Annotated in this window: 30 protein-coding genes; 1 reads left to right on the forward strand and 29 read right to left on the reverse strand. The window is 58.1% G+C overall.

The window, feature by feature from the left end:
- Positions 1-75: 75 nt before the first annotated feature.
- From rpsK to rpsL, 29 genes are all read right to left on the reverse strand, one after another.
- Positions 76-468, reverse strand: coding sequence for a 30S ribosomal protein S11 (rpsK, locus tag WH87_RS03970; RefSeq protein ID WP_046138391.1), 393 nt, complete (start codon positions 466-468; stop codon positions 76-78).
- Between the two features lie 79 nt (positions 469-547).
- Positions 548-916 (reverse strand): 30S ribosomal protein S13, encoded by a 369-nt coding sequence (gene rpsM, locus WH87_RS03975; RefSeq protein ID WP_046138390.1) that lies wholly within the window; start codon positions 914-916, stop codon positions 548-550.
- A gap of 175 nt (positions 917-1091) precedes the next feature.
- Positions 1092-1661, reverse strand: coding sequence for an adenylate kinase (locus WH87_RS03980; RefSeq protein ID WP_046138389.1), 570 nt, complete (start codon positions 1659-1661; stop codon positions 1092-1094).
- Positions 1658-2995 (reverse strand): preprotein translocase subunit SecY, encoded by a 1338-nt coding sequence (gene secY / locus WH87_RS03985; protein WP_046138388.1) that lies wholly within the window; start codon positions 2993-2995, stop codon positions 1658-1660. The genes WH87_RS03980 and secY overlap by 4 nt, the downstream gene beginning before the upstream one ends.
- 128 nt (positions 2996-3123) lie before the next feature.
- Positions 3124-3624, reverse strand: coding sequence for a 50S ribosomal protein L15 (gene rplO, locus WH87_RS03990; protein ID WP_046138387.1), 501 nt, complete (start codon positions 3622-3624; stop codon positions 3124-3126).
- Positions 3625-3638: 14 nt separating this feature from the next.
- On the reverse strand, positions 3639-3827 hold the full coding sequence (gene rpmD / locus WH87_RS03995) for a 50S ribosomal protein L30 (RefSeq protein WP_046138386.1): 189 nt from the start codon (positions 3825-3827) through the stop codon (positions 3639-3641).
- Between the two features lie 24 nt (positions 3828-3851).
- Positions 3852-4385: a 30S ribosomal protein S5 gene (gene rpsE / locus WH87_RS04000; RefSeq protein ID WP_035102647.1), complete on the reverse strand. Its 534-nt coding sequence runs from the start codon at positions 4383-4385 to the stop codon at positions 3852-3854.
- Between the two features lie 21 nt (positions 4386-4406).
- Positions 4407-4769 carry a 50S ribosomal protein L18 gene (rplR, locus tag WH87_RS04005; RefSeq protein WP_046138385.1) on the reverse strand — a complete coding sequence of 121 codons (363 nt, stop codon included), beginning with the start codon at positions 4767-4769 and terminating at the stop codon, positions 4407-4409.
- Positions 4770-4781: 12 nt separating this feature from the next.
- Positions 4782-5315, reverse strand: coding sequence for a 50S ribosomal protein L6 (gene rplF / locus WH87_RS04010; RefSeq protein ID WP_046138384.1), 534 nt, complete (start codon positions 5313-5315; stop codon positions 4782-4784).
- Positions 5316-5355: 40 nt separating this feature from the next.
- Positions 5356-5754 (reverse strand): 30S ribosomal protein S8, encoded by a 399-nt coding sequence (gene rpsH / locus WH87_RS04015; RefSeq protein WP_046138383.1) that lies wholly within the window; start codon positions 5752-5754, stop codon positions 5356-5358.
- Between the two features lie 12 nt (positions 5755-5766).
- Complete coding sequence (gene rpsN, locus WH87_RS04020) at positions 5767-6072, reverse strand: 30S ribosomal protein S14 (protein WP_046138382.1); 306 nt, start codon at positions 6070-6072, stop codon at positions 5767-5769.
- Positions 6073-6102: 30 nt separating this feature from the next.
- A complete protein-coding gene (rplE, locus tag WH87_RS04025; protein WP_046138381.1) occupies positions 6103-6660 on the reverse strand; it encodes a 50S ribosomal protein L5 in 558 nt (185 codons plus the stop codon).
- Positions 6653-6964, reverse strand: a complete 312-nt coding sequence (rplX, locus tag WH87_RS04030) for a 50S ribosomal protein L24 (RefSeq protein WP_035102637.1) — start codon at positions 6962-6964, stop codon at positions 6653-6655. Before rplX ends, rplE begins: the two co-directional genes overlap by 8 nt.
- The gene (gene rplN / locus WH87_RS04035) at positions 6964-7332 is read right to left on the reverse strand and encodes a 50S ribosomal protein L14 (protein WP_046138380.1); all 369 of its coding nucleotides are present in this window, start codon (positions 7330-7332) and stop codon (positions 6964-6966) included. Before rplN ends, rplX begins: the two co-directional genes overlap by 1 nt.
- On the reverse strand, positions 7329-7586 hold the full coding sequence (rpsQ, locus tag WH87_RS04040) for a 30S ribosomal protein S17 (protein WP_046138379.1): 258 nt from the start codon (positions 7584-7586) through the stop codon (positions 7329-7331). The genes rplN and rpsQ overlap by 4 nt, the downstream gene beginning before the upstream one ends.
- 12 nt (positions 7587-7598) lie before the next feature.
- Complete coding sequence (rpmC, locus tag WH87_RS04045) at positions 7599-7793, reverse strand: 50S ribosomal protein L29 (protein WP_046138378.1); 195 nt, start codon at positions 7791-7793, stop codon at positions 7599-7601.
- Positions 7794-7804: 11 nt separating this feature from the next.
- Entirely contained in the window at positions 7805-8218 is a 414-nt protein-coding gene (gene rplP / locus WH87_RS04050) for a 50S ribosomal protein L16 (protein ID WP_046138377.1), read from the reverse strand.
- 16 nt (positions 8219-8234) lie between these two features.
- A complete protein-coding gene (gene rpsC, locus WH87_RS04055) occupies positions 8235-8975 on the reverse strand; it encodes a 30S ribosomal protein S3 (RefSeq protein WP_046138376.1) in 741 nt (246 codons plus the stop codon).
- Entirely contained in the window at positions 8975-9355 is a 381-nt protein-coding gene (rplV, locus tag WH87_RS04060; protein ID WP_046138375.1) for a 50S ribosomal protein L22, read from the reverse strand. Before rplV ends, rpsC begins: the two co-directional genes overlap by 1 nt.
- A gap of 1 nt (position 9356) precedes the next feature.
- The gene (gene rpsS / locus WH87_RS04065) at positions 9357-9635 is read right to left on the reverse strand and encodes a 30S ribosomal protein S19 (RefSeq protein ID WP_035102625.1); all 279 of its coding nucleotides are present in this window, start codon (positions 9633-9635) and stop codon (positions 9357-9359) included.
- A gap of 3 nt (positions 9636-9638) precedes the next feature.
- Complete coding sequence (rplB, locus tag WH87_RS04070) at positions 9639-10478, reverse strand: 50S ribosomal protein L2 (protein WP_046138374.1); 840 nt, start codon at positions 10476-10478, stop codon at positions 9639-9641.
- A gap of 16 nt (positions 10479-10494) precedes the next feature.
- Positions 10495-10788: a 50S ribosomal protein L23 gene (locus tag WH87_RS04075; protein WP_046138373.1), complete on the reverse strand. Its 294-nt coding sequence runs from the start codon at positions 10786-10788 to the stop codon at positions 10495-10497.
- Complete coding sequence (rplD, locus tag WH87_RS04080) at positions 10785-11405, reverse strand: 50S ribosomal protein L4 (RefSeq protein ID WP_046138372.1); 621 nt, start codon at positions 11403-11405, stop codon at positions 10785-10787. The genes WH87_RS04075 and rplD overlap by 4 nt, the downstream gene beginning before the upstream one ends.
- On the reverse strand, positions 11406-12107 hold the full coding sequence (gene rplC / locus WH87_RS04085; protein ID WP_046138371.1) for a 50S ribosomal protein L3: 702 nt from the start codon (positions 12105-12107) through the stop codon (positions 11406-11408).
- Between the two features lie 81 nt (positions 12108-12188).
- Positions 12189-12497 (reverse strand): 30S ribosomal protein S10, encoded by a 309-nt coding sequence (rpsJ, locus tag WH87_RS04090; protein WP_035102617.1) that lies wholly within the window; start codon positions 12495-12497, stop codon positions 12189-12191.
- A 68-nt stretch (positions 12498-12565) separates the two neighbouring features.
- Positions 12566-13756 (reverse strand): elongation factor Tu, encoded by a 1191-nt coding sequence (gene tuf, locus WH87_RS04095; RefSeq protein ID WP_046138370.1) that lies wholly within the window; start codon positions 13754-13756, stop codon positions 12566-12568.
- A gap of 54 nt (positions 13757-13810) precedes the next feature.
- The gene (gene fusA / locus WH87_RS04100; protein WP_046138369.1) at positions 13811-15901 is read right to left on the reverse strand and encodes an elongation factor G; all 2091 of its coding nucleotides are present in this window, start codon (positions 15899-15901) and stop codon (positions 13811-13813) included.
- 12 nt (positions 15902-15913) lie between these two features.
- A complete protein-coding gene (rpsG, locus tag WH87_RS04105; protein WP_046138368.1) occupies positions 15914-16384 on the reverse strand; it encodes a 30S ribosomal protein S7 in 471 nt (156 codons plus the stop codon).
- Positions 16385-16396: 12 nt separating this feature from the next.
- Positions 16397-16768, reverse strand: a complete 372-nt coding sequence (gene rpsL, locus WH87_RS04110; RefSeq protein WP_035080811.1) for a 30S ribosomal protein S12 — start codon at positions 16766-16768, stop codon at positions 16397-16399.
- A gap of 493 nt (positions 16769-17261) precedes the next feature.
- Here rpsL and WH87_RS04115 point away from each other — a divergent pair, with 493 nt between their 5' ends.
- The gene (locus tag WH87_RS04115) at positions 17262-17729 is read left to right on the forward strand and encodes a YbjN domain-containing protein (RefSeq protein ID WP_046138367.1); all 468 of its coding nucleotides are present in this window, start codon (positions 17262-17264) and stop codon (positions 17727-17729) included.
- Positions 17730-17795 lie beyond the last annotated feature (66 nt).

The raw sequence follows: 17795 nt of genomic DNA on the forward strand, positions 1-17795 counted from the left end.
CCGAGCCGCTCCGCCGCAAACGCAATAAGACTCCCGGCCCATTCAATCGGCCGGGAGCTCTTCAATCGGTCTAGATTAGACGCGGCGCCGCTTGCGTGGGCGGCAGCCATTGTGCGGGATCGAGGTCACGTCGCGGATCGAAGTCACGTTGAAGCCAGCGGCCTGCAGAGCGCGCAGAGCCGATTCACGGCCCGAGCCTGGACCACGAACTTCGACCTCAAGGGTCTTCATGCCGTGCTCTTGTGCCTTCTTGGCAGCATCTTCAGCAGCAACCTGAGCTGCGTAAGGGGTCGACTTGCGCGAACCCTTGAAGCCCATAACGCCCGACGAGGACCACGAAATCGTGTTGCCCTGCATGTCGGCGATCGTCACCATGGTGTTGTTGAACGAAGCGTTCACGTGGGCAACGCCCGAAGTGATGTTCTTGCGCTCTTTGCGCTTAACGCGCGTGGTCTCAGTCTTAGCCATCTAATTCCTCGATACGATATCAGCGCTGCCGTTAGCGAAATGCCCCGGCAGCTACATCGAAGAACCCGATTACGGGTTCTTACTTCTTCTTGCCAGCGATTGCCTTTGCAGGACCCTTGCGAGTGCGAGCATTGGTGTGCGTGCGCTGACCGCGAACGGGCAGACCACGACGGTGACGCAGGCCACGGTAGTTGCCCAGGTCCATCAGGCGCTTGATGTTCATCGCTACGGAGCGACGAAGATCGCCTTCCACGAGGTAATCGCGGTCGATAGTTTCACGGATCTGGATCACTTCGGCATCGGTGAGTTCATTCACGCGACGCTCGGCAGGGATGCCAACCTTAGTGATGATATCCTCAGCGAACTTGTCGCCGATCCCGTGGATATACTGAAGCGCGATAACAACGCGCTTATTGGTCGGGATATTGACGCCAGCAATACGAGCCACGTCTGCTCTCCTTCATTCAGCGCGAACCATCACGGCTGGCGCCCTAAAACAACAAGGGACCGGAATTCGACCCCACCTTTTGTGGAAAACCGAATCCAGCCCAATAATCCATGAGACTGACGCGGTTCTTTAAGGATTCGGCTTCGCAGAGTCAACTGCGAAACCCAATCCGTATTCAGTGTGCGATAGCGGCCTTGATAGCCGCCGTCACCTGCTCGACCGGCTCCATGCCGTCGACAGCCTTCAACAGGCCCTCTTCGGAATAGTACGCCACGAGCGGAGCAGTCTGGTCCTGGTAAACACCGAGGCGCTTACGCAGCACGTCTTCGTTGTCGTCGGCGCGAGCGCCACCCGATTCCTTGGCGCGATTGATAACACGACGAACGAGCTCATCGGCATCAGCCTTGATCTCAATCACCGCGTTCAGCGAAACGCCCTTGTCGACCAGCATCTGGTCGAGCGCCTCAGCCTGCGCAATGGTGCGCGGGAAGCCGTCGAGAATGAAACCCGGCTTGCAGTCTTCAGCATCGAGACGTTCAGAGACGATGCCGTTGACGATATCGTCGGAGACCAGGTCGCCCCGGTCAACGATGGCCTTGGCCTCAAGCCCAAGCGGGGTCTTGGCGGCGATTGCCGAGCGCAGGATGTCGCCCGTCGATAGCTGAGGGATACCAAAGGACTCTACCAAAATCTTGGCCTGGGTCCCCTTCCCCGCTCCCGGCGGTCCGAGCAGAATCAATCTCATCGACGCTTGCCTCCTCCAAGACGGGACTTCTTGACGAGTCCCTCATACTGCTGAGCAATCAGATGGCTCTGGATCTGGCTAACCGTATCCAGCGTCACCGTCACCATAATCAGCAGAGAAGTACCGCCGATGAACTGGCTGACAGCCAGCTGGTTGTGAACAATTTCCGGGATCAACGCGACAACCGTCAGGTAGAGCGCGCCAACCACAGTAATACGCGTCAGCACGTAGTCGATGTGCTGGGCCGTCCGCTCACCCGGGCGAATACCCGGAATGAAGCCGCCGGAGCGCTTGAGGTTGTCCGCGGTTTCCTGCGGGTTGAAGACGATCGCGGTGTAGAAAAACGCGAAGAAGATGATGAAGAAGGCGAACAGAGCCAGATAAAGCGGCTGACCGCGACCCAGCAGAGCCGTCACCACCTGCAGCCACTGCGGTGCATTCCCCTGCGCCGCAAAGGACGCAATGGTAGCCGGCAGAAGCAGAAGCGACGAACCAAAGATCACCGGGATAACGCCCGAGGTGTTCAGCTTCAGTGGCAGGTGCGAGGTATCGCCCTGGAACATCTTGTTGCCGACCTGGCGCTTTGGATACTGGATCAGCAGACGACGCTGAGCGCGTTCAAAGAACACGATACCCGCAATCACCACCAGAGCGAGCACGAGGACACCAAAGCCAGCCAGAGCAGGCAGCGCCCCAGTACGGCTGAGTTCCAGCGTCTGGACGATTGTCGTTGGCAGGTTTGCCACGATACCAGCAAAAATGATCAACGAAATGCCGTTGCCCACGCCACGTGCCGTGATCTGCTCACCGAGCCACATCAGGAACATGGTGCCGCCGACCAGTGTAATCACGGTCGAGATGCGGAAGAACCAGCCTGGGTTCAGAACGACGCCCTGGCTTGCTTCCAGGCCAACGGCAATGCCGTATGCCTGAACGGCGCAGAACACGACCGCCAGATAGCGGGTGTACTGGTTCATCTTGCGGCGGCCGGACTCACCCTCCTTCTTGAGGGCTTCGAGGCGTGGCGATGCCGTAGCTACCACCTGCACCACGATCGACGCGGTAATGTATGGGATCAGGTTCAGCGCAAAGATCGCCATACGCTCAACGGCGCCACCGGCGAACATGTTGAACATACCAATGATGCCCTGCTGCGACTGTTCAAAAGTCGCGCGGAAGGCATCTGGATCAATACCCGGAACCGGAATGAAGGTACCCAGCCGATAAACAAGCAGCGCGCCCAGTGTGAACCAGATGCGCTGCTGCAGGGCCTTCGCCTTCGAAAAGGTCGAGAAATTTAAATTACGTGCCAGCTGTTCGGCTGCGGACGCCATGTATCGCTCCCTATGGCTTCAAGGCCAGGTGCGCTCGGAGCGGGTCGGACGCAGACCCGTCTGCAGTCCTAGCGCAACAAACCAAAAAAAGGCGCACCCAACCAATGGCCGGGTGCGCCAAGCCGAAATTAACCGGCGTATGGAGTCTTCTTCCACGGCGCCTTAGCCGGGATGAGATCGATCTTGCCACCAGCAGCTTCGATAGCCGCAGTTGCACCAGCCGTAGCGTAGTTGACGTTAAACGTCACCTTCTTGGAGGTGAAACCGGCCGAACCGATCAGGCGGACGCCGTCCTTTGGACGACGGATAACGCGAGCAGCGATCAGCGCAGCAGCGTCGATCACAGCAGTCGCATCGAGCTTGCCGGCATCGATGTATGCCTGGAGACGGTCAATGCGGACCTCGTTCCAGTCACCTGGATTGAGTGCATTGAAGCCGCGCTTTGGCATACGCATGTGAAGGGGCATCTGGCCGCCTTCAAAGCCGTTGATTGCAACGCCCGAGCGTGCAGTCTGGCCCTTGCCGCCACGACCACCGGTCTTGCCCTTACCCGAACCGATACCGCGGCCTACGCGGATACGGACCTTGTTGGCACCGGGATTGTCACGAAGTTCGTTCAAACGAGTCATTGATCGCTCTCCCCTTACTCGCCGACGACGCGGACGAGGTGCGGAAGCTTGTTGATCATGCCACGAACTTCTGGCGTATCGATCAGCTCGCGCTGCTTGTTCATCTTATTCAGCCCGAGACCGATCAGGGTCGCGCGCTGCACTTTGTCGCGGCGGATGGGCGAACCATACTGCTCAACGATAAGGGTTTTCTTCTCAGCCATTTTGTTTCTCCGTCCTCAGCCGGATCAAGCTTCGACTGCAGTCTCGCCGCGGCGAGCCTGGAGTTCCGAAACCTTGAGACCGCGGCGGGCCGCAACCGAGCGTGGGCTGTCAACGCGCTTGAGCGCATCGAAAGTTGCCCGCACCATGTTGTATGGGTTTGCAGTGCCCTGCGACTTGGCAACGATGTCGTTGATGCCAAGCGTTTCGAACACAGCGCGCATCGGACCACCGGCGATGATACCGGTACCTGGCACTGCTGCACGCAGGATGACCTTGCCGGCGCCGTGGCGGCCGTGCACGTCGTGGTGCAACGTACGCGCATCGCGCAGCGGAACGCGGATCATCTGGCGCTTGGCCTGCTCGGTAGCCTTGCGGATTGCTTCTGGCACTTCACGTGCCTTGCCATGACCAAAGCCAACGCGGCCCTTCTGGTCACCAACAACGACGAGTGCTGCGAAGCCGAAGCGACGACCACCCTTAACAACCTTGGCCACGCGGTTGATGTGGACAAGGCGATCGACGAATTCGCTTTCGCGTTCTTGAACGTCTCTGCTCATAATATTTTCCTCAGCCGCGCGTTAGAACTGCAGGCCGCCCTCACGGGCAGCGTCTGCGAGGGCCTTAACACGGCCATGATAGATATACGACCCACGGTCGAAGATGACTTCGGCAACACCGGCCTTGGTGGCGCGCTCAGCGATCAGCTTGCCAATGGCAGCTGCTGCTTCTGCGGTTGCGCCATTCTTGACGGTTGCCTTGACATCGCTGTCGAGCGTCGAAGCAGCGGCCAGCGTACGGCCGTTTGCGTCGTCGATAACCTGGGCGTAGATATTTTTGTCCGAACGGAAAACCGACAGACGCGGACGACCGAAGGCACGAGCCTTGAGCGCCTTGCGAACACGAGCCTTGCGGCGTTCCGCACCTTTTGCACTGATAGCCATTGCAGGCGCTCCTTACTTCTTCTTGCCTTCTTTGCGGAAGACGAACTCGCCCGCATAACGTACACCCTTGCCCTTATAGGGCTCGGGCTTGCGCCATGCGCGAATATCCGCCGCAACTTGGCCAACCTGCTGCTTGTCGATACCAGTAACGACGATCTCCGTCGGCACTGGGACAGCGAGCGTGATTCCCTTAGGGGCTTCGTAGATCACTTCGTGGCTGAACCCAAGCGAAAGCTTGACGTCTTTGCCCTGCAAGGCAGCGCGATAGCCCACGCCCTGGATTGCCAGCTTCTTTTCGAAGCCAGCCGAAACACCGGTGACCATGTTCTGGATCAGTGCACGGGTTGTACCCCAGGCAGCACGAGCCTGACGCGAGTCGTTAGCTGGCGAGACGATGAGGCCTTCAGCCGCATTCTCGACATTGACCACATCCATGAGCTCGATGCTCAGTTCGCCCTTAGGGCCCTTGGCGGTGACGGTACGACCATTGATCGTAACCGTAACGCCGCTCACCGGTGCAACCGGTTGTTTGCCAGTACGTGACATTCTAACTTCTATCCTTGAGTAATCGTCTTACCGCGTCTTCTTAGAAGACGCGGCAGAGTACCTCGCCACCAACATTGGCAGCCTTGGCTTCGTGGTCGGCCATCACACCCTTAGGCGTAGACAGAATCGACACACCGAGACCGTTGGCAACCTGCGGTATATTCTTCACGGAAGCGTAAACGCGACGGCCGGGACGCGAAACGCGTTCGATCGTGCGGATAACACCGACTTCATCCGAGTACTTCAATTCGATTTCGTACTCGGAAGCACCGTTCTCGAACTTCGTCTCCGAATAGCCGCGGATGAAACCCTCGGACTGGAGAACGTCCAGCACGCGACCGCGAAGGGTCGAAGCTGGGGTCGAAACGGAATTCTTGCGACGCATCTGGGCGTTGCGGATGCGGGTCAGCATATCGCCGATTGGATCGGAAAAGCTCATCTTACGTTCTCCTTACCAGCTCGACTTCACGAGACCCGGGATCTGGCCCAGGTTGCCAAGCTGGCGCAGAGCGATACGGCTCAGCTTAAGCTTGCGATAAAAGCCGCGTGGGCGACCGGAAACTTCACAACGGTTGCGGATACGCACCTTTGCGGAGTTACGTGGAAGCTCAGCAAGCTTGAGCTGAGCTGCGAAACGCTGGTCAGCCGCGATCGACTGGTCCTTGGTCGCTGCCTTGAGGGCAGCACGCTTTGCGGCGTACTGCTTGACAAGCGCGCGACGCTTTTCGTTTTTAACTGTGGAGCTGGTCTTTGCCATGTCCTGGTCCTTTTTCCCTTCCCTATCCGCTTATGCGCGGAATGGGAAGTTGAATGCCTTAAGCAGCGCGCGCGCCTCATCATCGGTCTTGGCCGTCGTGGTGATCACGATGTCCATGCCCCAAACCTGATCGATCTGATCGTAGTTGATTTCGGGGAAAATGATGTGTTCCTTGATGCCCATGGCGTAGTTGCCACGACCGTCAAAGGAATTTGGGTTGAGGCCGCGGAAGTCGCGGACGCGAGGCAGTGCGATGTTCACGAGACGGTCAAGAAACTCGTACATACGAGTCTTGCGCAGCGTCACCTTCACACCCAGAGGCATGTCTTCACGAACCTTGAAGCCGGCGATCGACTTGCGAGCATAGGTGATCACTGGCTTCTGGCCGGCGATGCGTTCCATCTCGGCAGCAGCCGTCTTCACCTTCTTGGTGTCGTTTACCGCTTCACCAACGCCCATGTTCAGCACGATCTTGTCGAGCTTTGGGAGTTCCATGGTGTTCTTGTAGGAAAACTGCTCCTGCAAGATCTTGCGGATGTTGTCTTCGTACTCCGTACGAAGACGTGGAACGTAAGCTGTATCAGCCATCGATCGAATCTCCGGTCGACTTGGCGACGCGCGTCTTCACGCCGTCCTTGATCTGGAAACCGACGCGCGATGGCTTGCCATCCTTGTCGGCGATCGCGAGATTGGACAGATGGATCGGCGCTTCCTTGGTGAAGATGCCAGCATCGGTCGACGCGGTCTGCTTGGTGTGGCGACGAACAAGGTTGATACCCTGCACGAGAGCCTTGGTTTCGGTCGGAATGACTGACAAGACCTGACCGGTCTTGCCCTTGTCCTTGCCTGCCAGGACGACGACTTTGTCGCCCTTCTTAATCTTGGCGGCCATTACAGCACCTCTGGAGCGAGCGAGATGATCTTCATGTGGTTCTTGGCACGAAGCTCGCGCGGAACTGGTCCGAAGATACGGGTGCCGATCGGCTCTTTCTGATTGTTGATCAGAACCGCGGCGTTCTTGTCGAAGCGGATGACGGTGCCATCTGGACGACGGATGTCGAACGCGGTGCGAACGACCACGGCCTTCATGACCTGGCCCTTCTTGACACGACCGCGCGGAATTGCATCCTTTACGGAGACGACGATGATGTCGCCAACCGAAGCGTACTTGCGGTGAGAGCCGCCGAGTACCTTAATGCACATGACTCGCTTGGCGCCGGAGTTGTCGGCGACATCGAGATTGGACTGCATCTGGATCATGGCTTAGCGCCTTCCTGCTGAGCCGCACCCTGAACAAGCGTCCAGCGCTTGTTCTTAGAGATTGGTGCACATTCTTCGATCCAGACGATCTGGCCAACCTTGGCCACGTTGGTTTCGTCGTGTGCGTGGTACTTCTTGGAGCGGCGAACCGTCTTCTTCATCACCGGATGCGTGAAACGGCGCTCAACGCGCACCACGACCGTCTTTTCATTGGCGTCGGAGACTACAGTCCCCTGCAATACGCGCTTTGGCATGGTCGCGGCTCCTTACTTCGCTGCGTTCTTTTCGGCCAGGATAGTCTTGACCCGCGCGATATCGCGGCGGACCTTCTTCACCTGGGCCGGCTTTTCCAGCTGCTGGGTAGCACGCTGGAAACGCAGATTGAACTGTTCTTTTTTCAGGTCGACGAGCTGATCCTTCAGTTCGTCTGCGGTCTTGCTCCGCACATCACTGGCTTTCATGCTCAACGTCCTTAGTCGGCAATGCGGGTAACAACCCGCGTCATGATCGGGAGCTTCATTGCGCCGAGACGCAGGGCTTCCTTGGCAACGTCTTCTGGGACGCCGTCGATCTCGAAAACGATACGACCTGGCTTCACACGAGCGGCCCAGAATTCAACAGAACCCTTGCCCTTACCCATACGAACTTCAGTCGGCTTCTTGGACACTGGCAGATCCGGGAAAATACGGATCCAAACACGGCCCTGACGCTTCATTTCGCGAGTGATCGCGCGGCGAGCCGCTTCGATCTGGCGAGCAGTGACGCGCTCTGGTTCGGTTGCCTTCAAGGCGTACTGGCCAAAAGCCAGATCGGTGCCGCCCTTGGCTACGCCATGGATGCGGCCCTTGTGAGCCTTGCGGAACTTGGTCTTCTTAGGTTGCAGCATAATGAACTAAACCTTCTTATGCGCGTTCGCGGTCGCGGTCGCCACGCTCACGGCGAGGCTCGCGTTCGGCGCGGACGCCACCCTGGTCAGCACCCTCGGTGGCACGACGCTCATGCGCAGTGGGATCATGCTCAAGGACTTCGCCCTTGAAGACCCAAACCTTGATACCAATGATGCCGTACGTGGTAGCGGCTTCGGCTGTGCCGTAGTCGATATCAGCACGCAGCGTGTGCAGTGGAACGCGACCTTCGCGGTACCATTCGGTACGAGCGATGTCGGCGCCACCGAGACGGCCACCAACGTTCACGCGGATGCCACCAGCGCCCATACGGATCGCGGTCTGCACAGCACGCTTCATGGCGCGACGGAATGCCACACGGCGTTCCAGCTGCTGGGCGATGCCCTGGGCAACGAGAGTCGCATCGGTTTCCGGCTTGCGCACTTCAACGATGTTGATGTGCACTTCGCTGTCGGTGAACTTCTTCACCTTGGCGCGGATCTTGTCGATGTCTGCGCCCTTCTTGCCGATCACGATGCCCGGACGAGCAGTGTGGATCGACACGCGGCACTTGCGGTGCGGACGCTCGATGACGATCTTGGACACTGCTGCTGCCTTGAGGTCTTCAAGCAGCATGGTGCGGATCTTCAGGTCTTCCTGAAGCAGCGTGCCGTATTCGCCCTTGTTGGCGTACCAGCGGCTGTCCCACGTACGGTTGATGCCGAGACGGAAGCCGATTGGATTGATCTTCTGGCCCATTATGCGGCCTCCTCAACTTGCCGGACGACGATCGTCAGGTGCGCGAATGGCTTCTCGATACGCGAGGAGCGACCACGACCACGAGCGGTAAACCGCTTCATGACGAGCGAATTGCCCACAAAGGCTTCGGCAACGACGAGCGCGTCGGTATCGAGACCATGATTGTTTTCGGCGTTGGCGATGGCGCTCTCGAGCACCTTCTTTACCTGGCCGGAGATGCGCTTGTGGCTGAACTCGAGATCGGCCAGAGCCTTCTCTACCTTCTTGCCACGGATCAGCTGAGCCAGAAGGTTGAGCTTCTGTGGGCTGATGCGCAGCATGCGCAGCACAGCCTTGGCTTCGTTGTCCTTGAGCGCGCGCTGGGTTTTTGGCTTGCCCATCTTACTTCCTCTTGGCCTTCTTGTCGGCCGCATGACCGTAATACGTACGGGTCGGTGCGAATTCGCCGAACTTGTGGCCGATCATGTCTTCGGTGACGCTAACCGGTACGTGCTTGTGGCCGTTGTGTACACCAAAGGTGATACCCACGAACTGTGGCAGAATGGTCGAGCGGCGGCTCCAGATCTTGACCACATCGTTGCGGCCAGACGCGAGGGCCTTCTCGGCCTTCTTGAGCATGTAGCCGTCGACGAACGGCCCCTTCCAGATTGAACGGGTCATCGCTTACCTGCCCTTCTTCACGTGACGGCTGCGAACGATGAACTTGTCCGTTGCCTTATTGCTGCGGGTCTTCTTACCCTTAGTCGGCTTGCCCCAAGGCGTAACCGGATGACGGCCACCAGAGGTACGGCCTTCACCACCACCATGTGGGTGATCGATCGGGTTCATGGTCACGCCGCGGTTAACGGGCTTGCGACCCAACCAACGGCTACGACCGGCCTTGCCGAGCGAGGTGTTGGAGTGATCCTGGTTCGATACGGCACCAACGGTAGCAAGGCAAGTGCCGTGCACGCGACGCTGTTCACCCGAGTTCAGGCGAAGGATCGCCCAACCCTGATCGCGACCGACGTACTGGGCGTAAGCACCAGCCGAGCGAGCGACCTGGCCACCCTTGCGGGGCTTCAGCTCGATGTTGTGAACGATCGTGCCAACTGGCATGCGCTCAAGCGGCATCGAGTTGCCTGGCTTCACGTCGACAGTGTTCATCGAGGAGATGACCTTGTCGCCGGCAGTAAGACGCTGTGGCGCAATGATGTAAGCCTGTTCACCATCTTCGTAGGTGATCAGAGCGATCCAAGCCGTACGGTTGGGATCATACTCAAGACGCTCTACGGTACCGACGACGTCAAACTTAACGCGCTTGAAGTCGATGATACGGTAGGTGCGCTTGTGACCACCACCGCGGTGGAACGCAGTGATGCGACCACGGTTGTTACGGCCACCGGACTTGGACAGACCTTCGGTCAGGACCTTGAGCGGCTTGCCCTTCCAGAGTTCCGAACGGTCGGTCGTCACGAGGTGACGACGGCCTTCGGAAGTGGGATTGTAAGTTTTTAGAGCCATTTTTGTCTCTTATCCCTTAGAGGCCGGTCGAAATATCGATCGACTGGCCGTCGACGAGGGTAACAACAGCCTTCTTGACGTCGTTGCGGACACCAATCTTGCCACGGAAGCGCTTCACCTTGCCCTTGCGGACCAGGGTGTTCACTGCCTTGACCTTGACCGAGAAAAGCTGCTCAACGGCGGCCTTGATATCGGTCTTGTTGGCATCAATCGCCACGTCGAAAACGACCTGGTTATTTTCCGAAGCCATCGTCGACTTTTCAGTCACGACTGGATTGCGGATGATGTCGTAAGCGCTGAGCTTGTTCATGCGAACCTCGCTTCCAGCGCTTCCAGCGCTGCCTTGGTCAGGACGAGCTTTTCACGCTTCAGGATCGAAACTACGTTGATCCCCTGCACTGGCAGCACGTCGATATGCGGGATGTTGCGGGCAGCCAGAGCAAAGTTCTGGTCAACAGCAGCACCGTCGATGATCAGCGCGTTCTTCCATTCCAGCTTGCCGAAAGTGGTCCGCAGCGCGGCCGTCTTTGGAGCGGAGGTGTTGACGCTGTCCAGCACGATCAGCTCGCCAGCAGCGGCCTTAGCCGACAGGGCATGCTTGAGTGCCAGGGCGCGGACCTTCTTTGGAAGATCGATAGCATGGCTACGCGGAGTCGGACCGAATGCACGGCCACCACCACGGAACTGTGGAGCCTTGCGATCGCCATGACGTGCGCCGCCCGAGCCCTTCTGCTTCACGAACTTCTTGCCCGTGCGAACGCCTTCCGAACGATGCTTCACATCGTGCGTACCGGCCATTGCCTTGAGCTGCTGGTAACGAACCATGCGGTGCAGGATGTCCTGACGGACTTCCAGACCGAACACGTCATCAGCAAGTTCAATCTTGCCGGCAGACTTGCCGTCGAGAGTTGTAACCTGGAGTTCCATTTATTTAGCCTCTCCCGCGACGTCTGCAGCGGCCTTGAACGAACCCGGAAAGGCGGCGTTCTTCGGAGCAGGCTTCTTCACCGCGTCCTTGATCATGATCCACGCGCCCTTGGCGCCTGGAACCGAACCCTGGATCATGATCAGACCACGTTCGATGTCGGTCTTGACGACCTTCACGTTCTGCGTGGTGATGCGACGATCGCCCATATGGCCCGGCATCTTCTTATTCTTGAAGGTCTTACCTGGGTCCTGACGACCACCGGTAGAACCGATCGAACGGTGCGACACGGACACGCCGTGCGATGCACGCAGGCCGCCGAAGTTCCAGCGCTTCATACCGCCGGCAAAACCCTTACCGATCGAAGTGCCGGTGACATCCACCAGCTGGCCTTCGACGAAATGGTCAGCCTGCAGCTGAGCGCCGACCTCGATGAGGTTGGCTTCGTCAACGCGGAATTCCGCGACATGACGCTTAGGCTCGACCTTGGCAACGGCGAACTGGCCGCGCTCTGCCTTAGTCGTGTTCTTGGCCTTAGCCTGGCCTGCGCCAAGCTGCAGCGCTACGTAGCCATCCTTATCAGCCGTCCGCTGGCCTACCACTTGGCAGTTCTGCAGCCCGAGCACCGTGACAGGCACGTGTGCGCCGTCTTCGGTGAAAATGCGGGTCATGCCCAGCTTCTGTGCGATCAATCCAGAACGCATCGGTTAGTACCTTCTCTTTTAGCGCTCAACCGGGTCATGGTTTCAGAGGACCCTTGTGTTCGGTTAGCGCGGAACTCTTAATTAGAGCTTGATTTCGACGTCGACGCCGGCGGCGAGATCGAGCTTCATCAGCGCGTCCACCGTCTGCGGTGTTGGGTCCACAATGTCAAGCAAACGCTTGTGGGTCCGAATCTCGAACTGCTCACGCGCCTTCTTATCGATATGTGGCGAGCGGTTCACGGTAAATTTGTCGATTCGCGTCGGCAGCGGGATCGGACCACGAACCTGCGCGCCGGTGCGCTTGGCCGTCGACACGATCTCGCGCGTCGAGGCGTCGAGAACGCGGTGGTCAAACGCCTTAAGGCGAATGCGAATATTCTGACCGTTCATCTTTGTAAATCCTGACGAAAATGGATCGCGGCGCGCTTATTCGCGCGCCGCGAATGTCTCAATAAGGCTTACTTCAGGATCTTCGCAACGACGCCGGCGCCGACGGTGCGGCCACCTTCACGGATAGCGAAGCGAAGCTTCTCTTCCATTGCGATCGGAACGATGAGCTGAACGTTCATGTTGATGTTGTCACCAGGCATGACCATTTCCGTGCCTTCTGGCAGGGTCACGATGCCGGTCACGTCCGTGGTACGGAAGTAGAACTGCGGACGGTAGTTGCCGAAGAATGGAGTGTGACGACCGCCTTCTTCCTTGGTGAGGATATAAGCCTCAGCAACGAAGTCGGTGTGTGGGGTCACGGAGCCTGGCTTGCAGAGAACCTGACCGCGCTCAACCTGAGTACGATCGATACCGCGGATCAGTGCACCAACGTTGTCGCCAGCCTGGCCCGAGTCGAGCAGCTTGCGGAACATTTCGACACCGGTAACAGTGGTCTTCTGGGTTGCCTTGATGCCGACGATTTCGACTTCTTCACCAACCTTGATGATACCACGCTCAACGCGGCCGGTGACCACAGTACCGCGGCCGGAGATCGAGAACACGTCTTCGATTGGCAGCAGGAATGGCAGGTCAACTGGACGCTCTGGCTGTGGGATGTACGCATCAACAGCGGCCATCAGCTCGAGAACGGCGTCGTGGCCGAGCTTCTTGTCCGAATCTTCGAGAGCAGCGAGAGCCGAGCCCTTGATGATTGGAATGTCGTCGCCTGGGAATTCGTACGAGGACAGAAGTTCACGAACTTCCAGCTCAACGAGTTCCAGCAGCTCTGGATCGTCGACCATGTCGCACTTGTTCAGGAACACGACCAGTGCTGGCACGCCAACCTGGCGAGCGAGCAGGATGTGCTCACGAGTCTGTGGCATTGGGCCGTCAGCAGCGGACACAACCAGGATCGCGCCGTCCATCTGGGCAGCACCGGTGATCATGTTCTTCACATAGTCGGCGTGGCCTGGGCAGTCGACGTGTGCGTAGTGACGGTTAGCCGTCTCGTACTCAACGTGCGACGTGTTGATGGTGATGCCGCGTGCCTTTTCTTCTGGCGCGCTGTCGATCGATGCGTAGTCCTTGAACTGCGCACCGCCGGCTTCTGCCAACACCTTGGTGATCGCTGCGGTCAGCGAGGTCTTGCCGTGGTCAACGTGACCAATGGTACCGATGTTGCAGTGTGGCTTATTGCGGGAAAACTTTTCCTTGCCCATTGCTTCTCTCCGTATTCGTCAGCCTAAGGCCAACCTTGAGTTTCAGTTTATTGTTTAGGCGTACTTGGCCTGGACTTCGTCAGCAACCGCCTGCGGCACCTGCTCGTAGTGATCGAACGTCATCGAGTACTGTGCACGACCCTGGCTCATCGAGCGGAGGGAGTTCACGTAACCGAACATGTTCGCGAGCGGAACGTAGGCATTCACGACCTGGAGAACACCACGGCCTTCAGTGCCGTGGATCTGACCGCGCCGGGAATTCAGGTCGCCAATTACGTCACCCATGTAGTCTTCGGGCGTCACAACTTCAACCTTCATGATCGGCTCGAGGATCTTCGGGGACGCCTTGCGGAGCGCCTCGTTGAAACCGGCACGACCGGCGATTTCGAATGCGAGAACCGACGAGTCAACATCGTGGTACGCGCCTTCGGTCAACGTCACCTTCACGTCCACGATCGGGAACCCGATCAGAGGACCAGCGGACATAACCGACTTCACGCCCTTTTCGACGCCTGGGATGTATTCCTTTGGCACCGAACCGCCGACGACGGCATTCACGAACTCGAGACCCTTGCCGACTTCGCCTGGCTCAACCGAGAGCTTGACGCGAGCAAACTGGCCCGAACCACCCGACTGCTTCTTGTGGGTATAATCCACATTGGCCGACTTGGTGATGGTTTCGCGATAAGCCACCTGTGGCTGACCGATATTGGCTTCAACCTTGAACTCGCGACGCATACGGTCGACGAGAATGTCGAGGTGAAGTTCGCCCATACCCGAGATGATGGTCTGGCCGGATTCTTCGTCAGTCTTGACGCGGAAGGACGGATCTTCAGCTGCCAGGCGGTTCAGGGCGAGGCCCATCTTTTCCTGGTCGGCCTTGGACTTTGGTTCCACCGAGATGTCGATAACTGGCTCTGGGAAGATCATACGCTCAAGGATAACCTGGGCGTTGTTTGGAGCCAGAGTGTCACCGGTGGTGGTGTCCTTCAGACCAACGATAGCCACGATGTCGCCAGCGAAGGCTTCCGTGATCTGCTCGCGGCTGTTGGCGTGCATCTGGAACATGCGGCCAACGCGTTCGCGCTTGCCCTTCACGGTGTTTTCCAGCATGGCGCCCTGCTCGAGGTGACCCGAGTAGATGCGGCAGAACGTCAGCGAGCCCATGTGCGGGTCGTTAGCGATCTTGAACGCAAGCATCGAGAGCGGCTCGTTGTCGTCAGCGTGACGCTCGATTGGCTCTTCGGTGCGCGCATCGATGCCCTGGATAGCAGGAACGTCGAGCGGCGATGGCAGGAAGTCGATCACACCGTCCAGGAGGGGCTGCACGCCCTTGTTCTTGAACGCCGAGCCCGCATAGACCAGGAAGATCTTCGCATCGATCACACCGCGGCGCAGAAGGCGACGGATGGTATCGTTGTTTGGAACTTCACCACCGAGGTAGGCTTCCATGGCATCGTCGTCGAGTTCGACGGCGGCTTCGATCATGGCTTCGCGGTACTTGGCGGCCTTTTCCTTGAGGTCATCAGGGATCTCAACGACGTCCCAGGCAGCGCCCAGTTCTTCGTTGTGCCAGACAAGTGCATTCATCTCGATCAGATCGACAACGCCCTTGAATTCCGTCTCAGCGCCGATTGGCAGCTGAACAGGAACGCCCTTGGCGCCAAGACGCGAGCCGATCATCTCGACGCAGCGGTAGAAGTCCGCGCCAACCTTGTCCATCTTGTTCACGAAGATCAGACGAGGAACGTGGTACTTGTCAGCCTGGCGCCATACGGTTTCAGTCTGAGGCTCTACGCCAGCATTGGCGTCGAGAAGAGCGACGGCACCGTCGAGCACGCGAAGCGAACGTTCAACTTCAATCGTGAAGTCCACGTGTCCGGGCGTGTCAATGATGTTGAAGCGGTGCTGCACGCCATCACGGGACTTCCACGACGTCGTCGTAGCAGCCGAAGTGATGGTGATGCCGCGTTCCTGCTCCTGCTCCATCCAGTCCATGGTGGAAGCACCATCATGGGTCTCGCCCATCTTATGGTTCTTGCCGGTATAGTACAGGATGCGCTCGGTCGTGGTCGTCTTGCCAGCATCGATGTGAGCCATGATGCCGAAGTTACGATAGAGATTAATGGCTGTTTCGCGTGCCATGAGGTGCTCCTACTACCAGCGGTAGTGCGAGAAGGCACGGTTGGCGTCAGCCATACGGTGCGTATCTTCGCGCTTCTTGACTGCCTGGCCACGGCCGTTGAGCGCATCCATCAGCTCGCCGGAAAGGCGTTCACGCATGGTGTTCTCGCCGCGCTTGCGGGCAGACTCGATGAGCCAGCGGATAGCCAGAGCCTGCTGACGGTCAGCACGAACTTCGACTGGAACCTGGTACGTAGCACCGCCAACGCGGCGCGAACGCACTTCAACCGCTGGGCGGATGTTGTCGAGAGCAGTGTGGAACACCGTGATCGGGTCCTGCTTGCTCTTGGCCTCGACGATGTCGAAAGCGCCGTAAACGATGCTTTCAGCGGCAGACTTCTTGCCGTCCTTCATCAAGGAATTCATGAACTTGGTAAGGACGAGATCGCCGAACTTTGCGTCCGGAATAACGTCACGCTTCTCTGCGCGGTGGCGACGGGACATGTCTCTATCTCCTTACTTCGGACGCTTCGCGCCGTACTTGGACCGGCGCTGCTTGCGGTCCTTCACGCTCTGCGTGTCGAGGACACCGCGGAGCACGTGGTAACGAACGCCGGGAAGGTCGCGAACGCGGCCGCCACGGATCAGGACCACAGAGTGCTCCTGCAGGTTATGGCCTTCACCAGGAATGTACGAAATCACTTCGCGCTGGTTGGTCAGGCGAACCTTGGCAACCTTACGGAGAGCCGAGTTCGGCTTCTTTGGAGTGGTCGTATAAACACGCGAGCATACGCCGCGCTTCTGGGGGTTGGCTTCCATTGCCGGAACTTTGTTCCGCTTTGGCTTGCTGGCGCGTGGTTTGCGGATCAGCTGATTAATGGTGGGCATTTCGCTCTTTCCATCGTCCAAAATTCATTGCGGTCTAGTCGAGCAAACCAAAACGGCGCCCACCCGACCCCTTTTTAGGAGGAACGGCAGCGCCTTAGTTGCAGCGGATCACCCACGTAAATGGGCAATCATGCGCACAAGGATTTGCTTCGTCTAGTTACCCGACAGTGTGTTTGAGTGTCCTGGATGCCCGCACAAGATGGCAGGTACCCGGTGTGACATTCACGACCGACCGCTTAGGTAGGCGCTGTTTAGAACCGACTCGCCCAGAGGTCAAGGATTCTTTCGTGAAAAAGCCGCGAGGGAGCTATGCGCGGGCTTGCAATGCTTTTCCGAAGATGAATGGAGCCAAGTTAAACTGTTCCCCACCCTGCCCTCGTCGCGCAAGGAACTAACAGCTGCGCCGGGTGGTTGAAAAGTGTAGGACGCTCATTACTCCCTCTGACGTCTCAGAAATCGTCGGCAACTGTATGTGTATCAATAGGAGACAACAATGAAGCTGAGTTCCATCCTGGCCGGCAGCGCCCTCGCGGTCGTCCTCGCGACCACCGCGCAGGCACAGACGCTGCTGAAGGGCTCAGACACTGCGGAAATCCTTAATATTGCGCGCGGCTATGGCGCTGCAACTCTCACCACCAATAGTGCCGGTGACCCCGAGATCAGCGGCAAGATCAACGGCATCTCCTATTACGTGTACTTCATGAACTGCACGGACAACGAAACCTGCGCTGATCTGAACTTCTATCTGGGCTTTCTCGATCTCAAGCCATCACTGGAGAAGATCAATAGCTGGAACTACGACAAACGCTTCAGCCGCGCCTATATCGACCAGGACGGCGATGCCGGCGTGGAGATGGATGTAGATCTCGAACACGGCGTCAGTCCGGAATTCCTCGATGATCAATTCTCCATCTGGAACCAGGTGGTGAAGCAGTTCTCCGAACACGTTGGCTACAAGTAGGCCGTCGTTACTCGAGTCTAAGTTGAGGGGCCCATCGGGCCCCTTTTCATTTGCACAATTGCTCAG

The organism is Devosia epidermidihirudinis (assembly GCF_000971295.1).
Taxonomy (GTDB): Bacteria; Pseudomonadota; Alphaproteobacteria; order Rhizobiales; family Devosiaceae; genus Devosia; species Devosia epidermidihirudinis.

Excerpts from the sequence above, each read along its gene's own strand:
- rpsG (WP_046138368.1), bottom strand. The coding sequence starts at position 16,384 with ATGTCCCGTCGCCACCGCGCAGAGAAGCGTGACGTTATTCCGGACGCA.
- rplB (WP_046138374.1), bottom strand. The coding sequence starts at position 10,478 with ATGGCTCTAAAAACTTACAATCCCACTTCCGAAGGCCGTCGTCACCTC.
- WH87_RS04075 (WP_046138373.1), bottom strand. The coding sequence starts at position 10,788 with ATGAACAAGCTCAGCGCTTACGACATCATCCGCAATCCAGTCGTGACT.
- rplE (WP_046138381.1), bottom strand. The coding sequence starts at position 6,660 with ATGGCTGATACAGCTTACGTTCCACGTCTTCGTACGGAGTACGAAGAC.
- rplP (WP_046138377.1), bottom strand. The coding sequence starts at position 8,218 with ATGCTGCAACCTAAGAAGACCAAGTTCCGCAAGGCTCACAAGGGCCGC.
- rplR (WP_046138385.1), bottom strand. The coding sequence starts at position 4,769 with ATGGCTATCAGTGCAAAAGGTGCGGAACGCCGCAAGGCTCGTGTTCGC.
- rplD (WP_046138372.1), bottom strand. The coding sequence starts at position 11,405 with ATGGAACTCCAGGTTACAACTCTCGACGGCAAGTCTGCCGGCAAGATT.
- rpmD (WP_046138386.1), bottom strand. The coding sequence starts at position 3,827 with ATGGCTGAGAAGAAAACCCTTATCGTTGAGCAGTATGGTTCGCCCATC.
- rpmC (WP_046138378.1), bottom strand. The coding sequence starts at position 7,793 with ATGAAAGCCAGTGATGTGCGGAGCAAGACCGCAGACGAACTGAAGGAT.
- rpsE (WP_035102647.1), bottom strand. The coding sequence starts at position 4,385 with ATGAGCAGAGACGTTCAAGAACGCGAAAGCGAATTCGTCGATCGCCTT.
- fusA (WP_046138369.1), bottom strand. The coding sequence starts at position 15,901 with ATGGCACGCGAAACAGCCATTAATCTCTATCGTAACTTCGGCATCATG.
- rpsH (WP_046138383.1), bottom strand. The coding sequence starts at position 5,754 with ATGAGCTTTTCCGATCCAATCGGCGATATGCTGACCCGCATCCGCAAC.
- rplF (WP_046138384.1), bottom strand. The coding sequence starts at position 5,315 with ATGTCACGTACTGGCAAACAACCGGTTGCACCGGTGAGCGGCGTTACG.
- rpsL (WP_035080811.1), bottom strand. The coding sequence starts at position 16,768 with ATGCCCACCATTAATCAGCTGATCCGCAAACCACGCGCCAGCAAGCCA.
- rpsN (WP_046138382.1), bottom strand. The coding sequence starts at position 6,072 with ATGGCAAAGACCAGCTCCACAGTTAAAAACGAAAAGCGTCGCGCGCTT.
- rplC (WP_046138371.1), bottom strand. The coding sequence starts at position 12,107 with ATGCGTTCTGGATTGATCGCACAGAAGCTGGGCATGACCCGCATTTTC.
- secY (WP_046138388.1), bottom strand. The coding sequence starts at position 2,995 with ATGGCGTCCGCAGCCGAACAGCTGGCACGTAATTTAAATTTCTCGACC.
- rplV (WP_046138375.1), bottom strand. The coding sequence starts at position 9,355 with ATGGGCAAGCCAAAAACCCAGCGCGCGCTCAAGGACAACGAAGCCAAG.
- rpsQ (WP_046138379.1), bottom strand. The coding sequence starts at position 7,586 with ATGCCAAAGCGCGTATTGCAGGGGACTGTAGTCTCCGACGCCAATGAA.
- rpsC (WP_046138376.1), bottom strand. The coding sequence starts at position 8,975 with ATGGGCCAGAAGATCAATCCAATCGGCTTCCGTCTCGGCATCAACCGT.
- rpsJ (WP_035102617.1), bottom strand. The coding sequence starts at position 12,497 with ATGAACGGTCAGAATATTCGCATTCGCCTTAAGGCGTTTGACCACCGC.
- rplO (WP_046138387.1), bottom strand. The coding sequence starts at position 3,624 with ATGACTCGTTTGAACGAACTTCGTGACAATCCCGGTGCCAACAAGGTC.
- rpsK (WP_046138391.1), bottom strand. The coding sequence starts at position 468 with ATGGCTAAGACTGAGACCACGCGCGTTAAGCGCAAAGAGCGCAAGAAC.
- WH87_RS03980 (WP_046138389.1), bottom strand. The coding sequence starts at position 1,661 with ATGAGATTGATTCTGCTCGGACCGCCGGGAGCGGGGAAGGGGACCCAG.
- WH87_RS04115 (WP_046138367.1), top strand. The coding sequence starts at position 17,262 with ATGAAGCTGAGTTCCATCCTGGCCGGCAGCGCCCTCGCGGTCGTCCTC.
- rpsS (WP_035102625.1), bottom strand. The coding sequence starts at position 9,635 with ATGACCCGTTCAATCTGGAAGGGGCCGTTCGTCGACGGCTACATGCTC.
- tuf (WP_046138370.1), bottom strand. The coding sequence starts at position 13,756 with ATGGGCAAGGAAAAGTTTTCCCGCAATAAGCCACACTGCAACATCGGT.
- rplN (WP_046138380.1), bottom strand. The coding sequence starts at position 7,332 with ATGATCCAGATGCAGTCCAATCTCGATGTCGCCGACAACTCCGGCGCC.
- rplX (WP_035102637.1), bottom strand. The coding sequence starts at position 6,964 with ATGGCCGCCAAGATTAAGAAGGGCGACAAAGTCGTCGTCCTGGCAGGC.